General features: G+C 44.9%; 8 protein-coding genes and 1 CRISPR repeat array (1 of these 9 running past the window's edge). Of the genes, 2 read left to right on the top strand and 6 right to left on the bottom strand.

Features of this window, described 5'->3' with window-relative positions:
- A CRISPR array of direct repeats spans positions 1–958; the repeat unit is 37 nt; unit sequence GTACGAGACCATTGTCCACTACAACAAGGATTAAGAC; it reaches 242 nt to the left of the window's first position.
- Positions 959–1,115: 157 nt separating this feature from the next.
- From FO447_RS09845 to FO447_RS09820, 6 genes are read right to left on the bottom strand one after another with little or no spacing between them, the layout of a single operon-like run.
- Complete coding sequence (locus tag FO447_RS09845; RefSeq protein ID WP_200756174.1) at positions 1,116–3,380, bottom strand: TIGR03986 family type III CRISPR-associated RAMP protein; 2,265 nt, start codon at positions 3,378–3,380, stop codon at positions 1,116–1,118.
- Between the two features lie 15 nt (positions 3,381–3,395).
- Positions 3,396–3,794: a TIGR04423 family type III CRISPR-associated protein gene (locus FO447_RS09840; RefSeq protein ID WP_200756173.1), complete on the bottom strand. Its 399-nt coding sequence runs from the start codon at positions 3,792–3,794 to the stop codon at positions 3,396–3,398.
- A 2-nt stretch (positions 3,795–3,796) separates the two neighbouring features.
- A complete protein-coding gene (locus FO447_RS09835) occupies positions 3,797–5,122 on the bottom strand; it encodes an RAMP superfamily CRISPR-associated protein (RefSeq protein ID WP_200756172.1) in 1,326 nt (441 codons plus the stop codon).
- A gap of 10 nt (positions 5,123–5,132) precedes the next feature.
- Positions 5,133–6,653 (bottom strand): hypothetical protein, encoded by a 1,521-nt coding sequence (locus FO447_RS09830; protein WP_200756171.1) that lies wholly within the window; start codon positions 6,651–6,653, stop codon positions 5,133–5,135.
- A complete protein-coding gene (locus tag FO447_RS09825) occupies positions 6,650–7,213 on the bottom strand; it encodes an RAMP superfamily CRISPR-associated protein (protein WP_200756170.1) in 564 nt (187 codons plus the stop codon). Before FO447_RS09825 ends, FO447_RS09830 begins: the two co-directional genes overlap by 4 nt.
- A 4-nt stretch (positions 7,214–7,217) precedes the next feature.
- Positions 7,218–8,702, bottom strand: coding sequence for a Cas10/Cmr2 second palm domain-containing protein (locus FO447_RS09820; protein ID WP_200756169.1), 1,485 nt, complete (start codon positions 8,700–8,702; stop codon positions 7,218–7,220).
- Between the two features lie 228 nt (positions 8,703–8,930).
- Between FO447_RS09820 and FO447_RS09815 the strand changes: the two genes are divergently transcribed.
- Both FO447_RS09815 and FO447_RS09810 read left to right on the top strand, forming a co-directional pair.
- Complete coding sequence (locus tag FO447_RS09815; RefSeq protein WP_055235773.1) at positions 8,931–10,217, top strand: IS1380-like element IS942 family transposase; 1,287 nt, start codon at positions 8,931–8,933, stop codon at positions 10,215–10,217.
- Between the two features lie 204 nt (positions 10,218–10,421).
- Positions 10,422–11,117, top strand: a complete 696-nt coding sequence (locus FO447_RS09810) for a CRISPR-associated endonuclease Cas6 (RefSeq protein WP_200756168.1) — start codon at positions 10,422–10,424, stop codon at positions 11,115–11,117.
- Positions 11,118–11,120: the final 3 nt, after the last annotated feature.

The following is an 11,120-nucleotide window of genomic DNA, read 5'->3' as shown; positions in this document are numbered from 1 at the left end:
ACAAGGATTAAGACCATTTGCTTCCAAGACTCATCTGTTAACTCGTTGTACGAGACCATTGTCCACTACAACAAGGATTAAGACTTTTTAGCTTTATTCTTATGTGAATAGTAAGTAGTACGAGACCATTGTCCACTACAACAAGGATTAAGACTAGTTCTCCTATTTTTATTAATACGTTTATTAGCAGTAGAGTACGAGACCATTGTCCACTACAACAAGGATTAAGACTAAGTACACCGCCCATAGTTGACCAATGACCAGTAAGTACGAGACCATTGTCCACTACAACAAGGATTAAGACTAAGTACACCGCCCATAGTTGACCAATGACCAGTAAGTACGAGACCATTGTCCACTACAACAAGGATTAAGACTGTAGGATTGTCGGTCTCCTGCATCATCTTTGACACGTACGAGACCATTGTCCACTACAACAAGGATTAAGACAGGCTCAATACTCAGTATCTGAGTATCAAATCTATGTACGAGACCATTGTCCACTACAACAAGGATTAAGACATTAGCATCCATTCCTCCAAGATAACCACGAGTATGTACGAGACCATTGTCCACTACAACAAGGATTAAGACAACTTCTCTGCTACCATTCCTCTTACCTGACCACAAGTACGAGACCATTGTCCACTACAACAAGGATTAAGACTTTGTTCCTTTCGATCCGATATTTTTTTTATCATTGTACGAGACCATTGTCCACTACAACAAGGATTAAGACAAGTTAATCATTTGTATAATTGTTATAATGTTATAGTACGAGACCATTGTCCACTACAACAAGGATTAAGACGGATAGACATTAATGCTTGCACCATTGCAAGCTGAGTACGAGACCATTGTCCACTACAACAAGGATTAAGACCAGGCAAAGAAGCACATTGTTGCTCCTGAAGCATGCACGTACGAGACCATTGTCCACTATAACAAGGATTAGAATCATTTGTTTGTGAGTTATTCATAGGTTATTTTGGTTCATTGTTAGGGTTTACTGTTACATGAAAAAATCCCATATCAAGGTTGGTTGCCTTGGTATGGGATTGATTTTAATATAGTGATTTGCTGTTCTGTTCAGGTCTGTTTGGACCTATCCTTTTTTACTTCTGGTAGGAATCATAGAGTTCCTTGGCCTTGTCTTTGCCTAGGAAACCGGACAGTTTTTTCCAGATTCCACTCTTGTCAAATGGTTTGGCAAGTTCCTTCACTTCCTTCTTGGATGGATCCTGTAGCAAGCGGGTTGAGGTATTGAAGAGGGCGTTGCTGTCGGATTCGTTGAGCTGTGATGTCTTGAAGTCTTTCAGCCATTTTTCCACCTTCTGGAAGCATACCTTGAAGTCCTTGATACTATAGTTTACGCCATCTCCAGCGAGTTTATCAAGGGTGGTGCCAAGACCAGCAGCATGTTCCTTTTCTTTAGCTTCCTGAGCAGCCTGTGCTGCTTGTTGCTTTTTCTCTTCTTCCTGCTTGGCAATCTGTTCTTCGATATCGGCAACGATTTGTCTTTCTTCCTGGATGTTGATTCCTTTTTTGAGGAGTTCGTCCATGATTGCGTTATAGAGTTCCTTTGCCTTTTGGAAATCCTTGGTTTCTACATAGCTCTTGGCAAGGGTATATTGCTCGGAGAGTGATCTGCGGGCTTCTTTTTCTGCTCTTTCACCTTTAGCCTTGAGTGCAAGGTCTCTAATCTTATCCTTGTCTTCATCCGTGAGCCATGAGTGGATTGGTGTACCTTTTTCCTGGATCTTGTTGAAAGGATTCTTCTTCTCGAACTTGCTGTCTCCATACTCTTTCATCTCCATCATTCTGACTTCTTCGTCTGTATGTTCACTGAGGATATTGACGAGTTGGGTGATGCTTTCGGTTTGGGCCCACAACTGCTGGTAGTTCTCATAAGTGAACACCGACATCATTTCCTCAAAGCGCTGCATATAGTAGTTCATGTCTTGGCTAAAGCCGCGAAGGGTGATGTCTTCCTTATCGATGTGGCATTTGCCGAAGCCAAAAGCCTTGGCCATACCCAGGTTGAAGAACACATCTGGAGTCATATTGAACGTCAGGGCTGCCAATATAGCTCCAATCTCAGCTTCTCTTGTATTATGCAAGGAAATTCTGAGTGTAAAAGTTTGTCCGGCTGGAAGGGCCTTGAATGTTGTTCCCACATTCTTGTTTTCTCCTTGTGGAAGCTGGGTGGTGGTTCCCTCAGAATGGATTCTATATAGCTTTCTTCCTGCGATACCCTCGTTTTCATCATAGGTCTTGTATGGTGAATGCTGTTGTTTCAGATACAGAGGATAGTAGGAGGCCTTAGGAGTTCCCAGAATACCCTTTGTCTCTATAAGCTCAGAGTCCTCTACTGTTCCATCCATGAAGGCATGGCTGATTTGCACTCTTCCCTTCAGGTTGTCGTCACCAGTGTAACCAAACAGGGTTTCTCCCAGGTCGTGTCTGGTCTTGTCGGTCTTTTGCAGGATTTCTACCTGTTGGCGTACATTGTTTCTGAATGGGAGTTTGAACATTCTGGACATACCGAGAATCTCCTGACCATTTTGCATCTTGAGATAGAATACCGGTATTTCATAACCCTTTTCAAGAGCCATCAGGAAACAGCCTTTTCCTTCTTTTTCCTTGGCGAAATCTGGAGTTCCTTCATAGATACTCTTGAAGGCTCTGATGGTTTCCTCGCTTAAAGGGATGCTCTCACCTCTGTCTGAAGGGAACAGCAGTTCATGTTTCTTGCCTTGCATGAGTCCTGTGCAGACGATTCGGTAGCTTATTCCATCTTTTTCTCTCTCAGGATAGGTAGGATAATGGTTGGAATCCGAGCCTACTGAAACATTGGTTTCCCAGACAGAGCCATTTGGTTTATATCCTGGGAAATTCAAGCCTACTTCTATGCTATTGATCTTTTCCAGTTGTCCATCGCATGGGGTGAAGAAATACCTTTCACCTTCCTTTGAGAGCCAGCCTGGTATGGCATTATTTACCTTATTGAGGTATTCGGCGCTTTTAGCCTTATTCATTCTGTTGGCCACATCACGATAACCAAACCATCTGTTCTGGAAGTCCTTGTCCTCCTGCATCTTGCCAAAGGACATGATTTCAATGATTTCACGCAATGTTCCCTTGATGGTGGTGCCTGGGATGAAGTAGTGGCGTTTTCCGTCCTTACCCATGATATGAGCAGAGTGCTCATTCAGTGCACCGTCGCGTGTGAAGAGAGGAGATACGTTCTTGATTTTCACCTCGATCACTCCATCCTCTGAGTCTGAGAATGGCAAGTCTTGAGTTACCTGCTCACTCCAGGAAGGGTAGAACACCTTTTCATTGAGTGGCACGAAATTATAGGGTGCTGTAATTTTCATTTTGCAGTTCCTCCATTATTTTTCAAATCCAACGAATATGTTTGCCTTGAGCTGAAGGGTAGGCATGTTTTCACAAAGCTCATCCTTCACCTCTTCCCACTGGCGCAGGAACTTTAGTGCCTTCACGCCTGGAAGACGGTGTGGCAGGTAGGTAATTGGAGTTGTGGTGGCAGAGCCATCCAGTTCTTCCTGCTTTACCTCGTATGTTGTTACGAAGTAATTTCCGTCCACATAACGGATCTGGATAGAAGTTTTTTCTTCCGGGTTCCACAGCAGTCCCTCTACGACGAAAGGATTCTCGCCGTCTGTAAGGGTAAGAGAAAGAGGTTCTCCTTCTCCTATGATTCTTGGCTTGCTCTGGTCGCTTTGCCAGAGGTAGCCTTCATATTTTGCATTTTTTATCTGATGTTCCATGCTTACTCTTGTATGTTAAGTGTTCCGATGAATATACCATTTCCTCTGTTGGTACCACCGCCCAGTGGCAGGAGGCCGTCGCAGATGTCCTGGAGGGCTTTCTCGAATGCCTTTCTGACATCTTCGTCTTGAAGGGCTTCCTTTTCAACCCAGATCTCTTCCACGAGTTCCTGGTTTTCCGCTGTGCTTACCTTTTCCTGGAACAGGGCACCGTCCATCACTCCACCGGTAAACTTATCTACCCTGATGTGAGGAAGAACCTTTGAGTCCGTGTTCTCAATGAAGACATCTGAGAAGATGGCCTTTCCTCTGGATGGTTTGACGTCTCCTTCGTCCAGTGTGGTGCCGAAGATATCCAGGCATGCCTTGTTTCTGTCGCTTGCGATAGCCTCTGCGTTGTCCACAAAGTGTTTTGTAAGGCGGTTCCAGTGGTAGGCTGTACGGTGTGAAATGGCTCCTTTGACGGATGTTGCCGGTATCAGGCTCTTGGCCTCCTTGATTTCTGGCTTGCCGGTTGACCAGTCCACATAGTTTTCCTTGACGGGTATCATATCGGCATCTTCGTCTCCAAATCCTGATGAGAACAGGAAGAAGTTCAAAGGCTTGAGAGTGAGGGTATATTTGATCCAGTCAGCTCCCTGCTGTTCGCTTGGCTTCTTCTCGATGGCCTCATTCCAGTCCTCTTCCAGCGATGATGACTTTTTCAGGTAGGCATCGAGGTCCTTTTCCTGAGTCAGGTCATAGCTTGCGTACTTCAAGCTCACGACCTTCATGCTTCCGAAACCATTTCTCGTTCCGCTGCCGACTCTGAAGGTAGGAGAGGAGATGGTGTTCAGAATGTTCTGCATATTCTCGTCATCCTTCGTTTCAGAGAGGAGTTCCATCTCGAAGATGAATCGGGTGCCTTTATATACTACCTGTTCGTCGAACTTGCCATGGTCTGCGCCTGTACCCTTTTCCGTGATTCTTACATGCTGGCGGATAGGCAATACCTCAAAGGCCTTGAGATACTCATCCTGCTCTATATTCTTAAGTCCGTCCATGGCCTTCTGGTTGCTGCCTAGAAGCAGTGCGTCGGAAATGAGGACCTTGGAGCCTTCTCCCTTGTCTCCTTTCTGATATCCGAAGATAGAGTCTCTCTCCTTCAGGTCTTTCAGGCTGTGACGGATGATGCCCATGAGTGATGTGCCCGGGATATATGGCAGGTCATTCACGTCTCTTGCCACAGGTGCATCTGTAATGATGTCCTTCTCGCCGCTACCCACTGCCAGAGGTGATGTCGCCTCCAGGGTGATGCGCGCAATCATGCGATATTTATATTTTGTCATCTGCATTGCTCTATTGTTTTTTTGCCATTTCAGAGGCAAGGTTCACTAATGCTCTTTGAGACAGGTCTCCATACTCCTCGTTGTTACCCATCTGCTCTATAAACTCTCTGAGGATTCTGTCTCTCTGCTTGGCTTTCCAGTCCTTGGCCTTGATTCCATGGGTAATATAGCCGATTGACTCTATGACTTCGGCTCTTGGATCTGTTGGAGACGGCTCTCGTTTTTTCATTTCCTTCTTGTCGAAGAGTTCAAGGAGAATCTCGTTCATGGTAGGATGCTGGAGGGCGATGCTGCGGATGGCACCCCATTGAGAAGAGAATTTGCCTTGTGAGAACAATGGCTTGTACATCTTGACAAAGTGGTTCACCTGCTCATAGATATAGACAGAAGAACTGTTCTTGTGCTTCTTTCTTGCCAGGAATGACAGCAGCGGTGTTCCCTCCAGGGCTCTTGTCTCTGTAGCCTGAGCTTTTGTCTTATGGGTGAGTTGAAGGGCTGTCTGACCATTTTCCCCTGCCTTTTGCAGCAGCTTCCATCCATAGATGACCTTACCGAATCCCTCATTCTTATAGTTGCCTACATAGGAAGGAAGCTGTGAGAGTGTTGGCAGCTCATCAAGCTTGACAACGAAGACACTGCCTTTTTCGATACCCACACGGTCTGCATCTCTGGTTTGGCGCTTGCTATTCCAGGGAGCATATTGGAAGGTTCTGATCTGTGACTTCTCCCAGTCGATTTCTCCGTTGAGTCCCAGCATCTGGGCTGTTGGCTGGAAGGTTGCTGTTCCTGTTTCATCCAGGAAGATGAGTCTGCCATCGGCAAAGACTGTAATATAGTTACTTCCATTGATAGAGAACTGGGATGCTGCAGATGGAATTTCCTGGAAGGAAGCTTTCGTGATTTCAATGAGGCCATACTGTGCCGTCTTGGATCTGCCCACATGTTTTCTTCCTGTCAGCTTTTCCTCGATGATAGGGGCAAGGGCTTCATCGTCTATCTCTACAGAGAAATAGAATTCGCTTCCCTTCTCCAGTCCTTCATATCCGAACATCTGGCTGTCCTTACTCTTGCGAAGGGTTCTGTCATAGGCACTCTTGATGGCAAAGCTTTTCAGACTCTCTACTGCGTTAGCCTCGTTTTCTGCAAACTCATAGTAGCCTTCGCGGCATTGCTTGAGCTGCTGTGGCTGGCCACCAGCACCATGCTTGTCATCTGAGCGGCTATAGAAGTGGTGGATGTAGCTTTCCTCACCCAAGGATTTGAGCTTTGGGTAGAAGAGGGATGCCGGAATATGGAGGCTTCTTGTCTTGGCATCCTTGGATGCCGGATGTGCGTCACCGAATCTTACATGTCCGCTATGGAAGATTTCTGCCTGCTCTTGGGGTTGGAAGCTCATGTAGTCTTTAGCTACGATGCCCAGGAAGCAGTTGCCTGGAATGAAGGTCAGGGATTCCTGGTTTCCTTCTGTGGCTGCTCGCTGGTTCAGGATGACATCTGAGAGCAGTTTACATTTGAATTGAAGAGTTTTCATGCCTTACCTCCTTTCTCAATACTGAATTTACATCTGCCTAGTCCTCTGTTTCTGCCTGTTCCCATATGCTTGATGAAGCCAAGTGCTGATTCCAGAACGCTTTCCATATCATCATCTACATAGAGAATTGTTACATAGAGTGTGCATGGAATGGTGGTTTCGATGGTGCGAAGGCTATGTTCCTGGGTGATTCCGTTTTTCTCATCGATGGCTGTTGCCACCTTATTTATATATAGCAGGTCTTCCACATGGTTGGAAAGGATGCTTTTAGCCTCGTCCTCTTTGAGGGTAGCATTGGTGAAGAACAGGGCGCCGGATGGCAGCGCTTCTTCAGCGGTAGCTGCTTTGCCGAAGGCTTTCTCCAGGTTCATGTCCAGACCTCTGAGGGCAGAATAGTCCTCTACAGCTTCTCGAATGAGGCCTTTGATTGTCTTGCCGGGAATAAATGGCAGACCATTGATGTCCTTGATGACGAGTGAATCGGCATCTGCACCGGCAGAGAGGCCAGATCCACAGTGCCATGGTGAAAAGAACTCTATTTTTATGGTTAAGTCTTTCATTGCTTTATCCTTCCTTTGTTCTTTGGTTGAGAATTGTGTTTAAGTCCAGCAGATCCGCAGCAGGATAGAAAACATCTTCAGAAAGCGTTCTCTTCTGTGGGGTTGTGGCCTTTTGGAAAGTTTGCTTGGTAGAAGCAGAGAGCATGGCATAGCTGCGAGCGGCTGCCTGCTTGGCCATTTCCTTATTCTGGTGCATGGCGGTCATCCATTTTCTGATGCTGGTCTTGGCGGTGTTGCCCTCCTTGCCGTTGAGAATACTGCATGTATCCTCCAGCTCTTCTATCGTCCAGTATTCTTCCGTCTGGTGCAGGAAATAAGGTCCGAAGTTGAAGGAAAGTCCCTTTTGTGGGGTCTTTTCCTTCAGGATCATATTAGGATAGCTTTCAATGAAGCTTCCCTGTACCTTATAGAACATCACACTTGATGGTGCTACTGGGGCATCCTTTTGGATAAGAGAATCCTTTGAAACTATCTTGGCCTGGGTACATAGCGTCTCTGCCAGGTCATATCCATAGTGGAACGGATAGGAAGACTTGATGAAGGCTATGCCTGCACATGCGGTGAGTCCGTTATCTGCACCCAGCTTCTGCCTGGTGGCATTCTCAAACTCTTCAAGATAGACCTTTACATAGTCGAGGGCTAGGCTTGCCTTGCATATCATGGTCATGTCATCTCCACCCAGTACTACAGGACGGAATGGGAAAATGCTTGACTCTTGTGTATAATCTTCTGCGATGTATACTTTTTTGAAGGCGGCTCGGGCTGCCTGGCAGGTAGCCTGGTTCAGCTTTTCTGAGAAGTCTTTCAGCTTTTCCATGGAGCTGCTGAATTTGGACAGAATCTGTCCCAGACCATTACCGTCAGCATGAATGATGGCTACCCAGTCATTCTTGCCTGTGAGATTCTTGATGTTCAAGGCGATGTTCTTAGGAGAGAGATTCTTGATATGGAAACTCTTTTCTGCCAGGCTGATGGTTGCCTTGCCTCCGACGGAGAGGTTGCGTTTCTTTAGTGTTCCTTCATCCAGATATTCCTGACTTTCCTGGGTGATGGCAGGAAGTCCTGTGGTTCTTGAACGTTCTACGCCCATGAAACCTACGGTCATGCTTCTGGCTGGTTTGTTGCGTTGGATCTTCAGCTTTTTCTCCAGCAGGTCCATGCAGGAAGCGAAGTGAGTCTTGAGTTCTTCCTCCGTTACCTTTACCACAGCCTGGCTGATGGTGATGCCAGGAGCTGCCAGCATCACGGTCTTAGGAAACTCCAGGACGGTTTTCTCGCATTCTTGGAGATCATCATAGACACATTTGATGTTACCGGCTGCATTGATGATACGGGTAGCTCCTTGCAGGTAGTTGGATTCAAAGAGGGTGGTGCATATCTTTTCTACCAGCTCGCTGCCGCCGACGATGTCTTTGAGTGAGTTGGTCGAGAAGATAAAACCCTGGATGCCCTGTATGGAGGCTCCATATATATATTTGTTTTTCTCCATGTTATTTTGTTTTTACGGTTGTGGGTGTAAAAGTATAAAAAAAAGATGGTAAAAACTATTTTTTCTTCAAGAAAATGTTATTTATCGGATACCTTAATTCCGCAACACTATAGTTTAACATTATTTATAAGTGCCTGAGCAACAAAAAGTTGCCCAGGATTTTGCCATGTCAGAATTTTCACTTACCTTAGTGTTGCGAAAAGAAGACAAGCAAAACTCTAATATGACATGGCAAAGATACAAATAAAATCTGAGAAACTCACTCCTTTTGGAGGAATTTTTTCTATTATGGAGCAATTTGATGCTCTTTTAGCTCAAACCATAGATTCCACCTTGGGATTGAGATGCACTATGTTTGGTTATCAATATAGCGAAATTCTACGCTCTCTGATGTGCGTATATCTTTGTGGCGGCTCATGTATTGAGGATGTTACAACTCACTTGATGAAACATTTGTCTCTTCATCCAACTCTTCGCACTTGCAGCGCAGACACCATATTGCGTGCTATCGAAGAACTGACTTGTAAGAACATCACCTATAAATCTGCTTCTGGCAACTCCTATGATTTCAATACTGCAGACAAGATGAACTGCTTATTGATCAAAGCCCTGCTTGCTACTGGTCAATTGAAATCCGGTCAAGAGTATGATTTTGACTTTGACCATCAGTTCATTGAAACAGAGAAGCATGATGCAAAACCAACCTACAAGAAGTTCCTGGGCTATAGTCCAGGTGTGGCAGTCATTAACGACATGATTGTCGGTATTGAAAATAGAGACGGCAACACAAACGTGCGCTTCAACCAAAGAGAGACTTTGGAAAGAATCTTCAAGCGACTGGAGGCATCAGAAGTATATATATCCCGTGCCCGCATGGATTGCGGCTCATGCTCGGAGGAAATCGTAGATATGGTAGAGGCTCATTGCAGGCATTTTTATATTCGTGCCAACAGATGCTCTTCCTTCTACGATTCCATGTTTGCCTTGACTGGATGGAAAACTGTTGAAATCAACGGTATTGAATTTGAGCTGAATTCCATCCTTGTTGAGAAATGGAAAGGAAAACCGTATCGTCTTGTCATACAGAGACAAAGGCGAATAGATGGAGACCTTGACATTTGGGAAGGCGAATATACCTACAGATGTATACTGACTAACGATTACAAGTCGAGTGCAAGAGACATCGTGGAATTCTACAATCTTCGTGGTGGCAAGGAACGCATCTTCGATGACATGAACAATGGCTTTGGCTGGAATCGATTGCCAAAATCGTTCATGGCACAGAATACTGTATTCCTGCTTATGACAGCTCTCATCAGAAACTTCTACAAAGCTATTATGCAGAGATTGAAAACCCATGAATTTGGATTGCGTGCCACCAGCAGAATCAAGACCTTTGTTTTCAAGTTCATCTCTGTTCCTGCGAAATGGATTAAGACATCACGTAGGCATGTATTGAATATTTACTCAGACAACAATGCTTATGCCAACCTGTTCAAGACAGACTTTGGTTAAAGACCATGCTTTTCTGGTTAAACCAGCGTATTACCTCAAGTCGCTTTATGGGGTAAGGGGATTTTGTGTCTGCGACATTTCTGTTGTGCAAGAAATATGTACAATAAAATGAATTTTGTCGCTTTGCAAGCAAAATCCCACTAAACCCTATAGGTTGCGGATTTGAGGGGATATTTTTTTGTATTTTCGCCAAAAAAATAAGAAATGGAAGCAACTAACATAGCCGTGTTGAGATTTAAGGAAACCTTGAGCTCTACTGAACTCAGGTGCTTTCGTGGTGCCATAGTTGAATTGGCTGGTAGGGAAAATCCCTATTTTCACAATCATGAGGCAAATGGGCTGAGATATGGATACTCTTTGGTTCAGTACAAGGTAATTGATAATCATGTTTGTCTGATTGGAATAGCGGATGCTGCCATGGCAGTGATGGCTCTGGTGGGAAAGTTTCCTATAAGTCTCATGATTGGAAAGAAGGAGATGGAGTTTCATGTACAGGATTGTACGCTCACTCCTTATTTTCCCAAAATAGATGATGCCCCGAAGCTTTATCATCTGAGCAGTTATATCGGTCTTACTGATGAAAACTTCAAGAAATACCATTCCATGCTGGCTCTTACGGACAAGTTGATTTTTCTGGAGAAGGTCATCACAGGCAACATCCTTTCCTTTTTGAAGGGGATTGGCTATCATGCAGCTGAAAAGATAGAATGTGCCATCACTCAATTGAAAGAGCCTGTGGAACAGAGCTACAAGCATGTGAAGTTTGATACCTTTGATCTGATGTTTGTCAGCAACATGGAACTTCCTGACGGCATTGCTTTGGGAAAGAGTGGTAGCGTGGGCTTTGGTACGCTTTCCAGACGGGAGCTTCCTGATAGATTTAAAAACTTTAATCAGTAATAT

Origin of the sequence: Segatella copri, from assembly GCF_015074785.1 — a bacterium.
Lineage (GTDB): Bacteria > Bacteroidota > Bacteroidia > Bacteroidales > Bacteroidaceae > Prevotella.
This window is presented reverse-complemented; position numbering and strand designations above follow the sequence as displayed.

Excerpts from the sequence above, each read along its gene's own strand:
- FO447_RS09820 (WP_200756169.1), bottom strand. The coding sequence starts at position 8,702 with ATGGAGAAAAACAAATATATATATGGAGCCTCCATACAGGGCATCCAG.
- FO447_RS09840 (WP_200756173.1), bottom strand. The coding sequence starts at position 3,794 with ATGGAACATCAGATAAAAAATGCAAAATATGAAGGCTACCTCTGGCAA.
- FO447_RS09810 (WP_200756168.1), top strand. The coding sequence starts at position 10,422 with ATGGAAGCAACTAACATAGCCGTGTTGAGATTTAAGGAAACCTTGAGC.
- FO447_RS09835 (WP_200756172.1), bottom strand. The coding sequence starts at position 5,122 with ATGACAAAATATAAATATCGCATGATTGCGCGCATCACCCTGGAGGCG.
- FO447_RS09815 (WP_055235773.1), top strand. The coding sequence starts at position 8,931 with ATGGCAAAGATACAAATAAAATCTGAGAAACTCACTCCTTTTGGAGGA.
- FO447_RS09845 (WP_200756174.1), bottom strand. The coding sequence starts at position 3,380 with ATGAAAATTACAGCACCCTATAATTTCGTGCCACTCAATGAAAAGGTG.
- FO447_RS09825 (WP_200756170.1), bottom strand. The coding sequence starts at position 7,213 with ATGAAAGACTTAACCATAAAAATAGAGTTCTTTTCACCATGGCACTGT.
- FO447_RS09830 (WP_200756171.1), bottom strand. The coding sequence starts at position 6,653 with ATGAAAACTCTTCAATTCAAATGTAAACTGCTCTCAGATGTCATCCTG.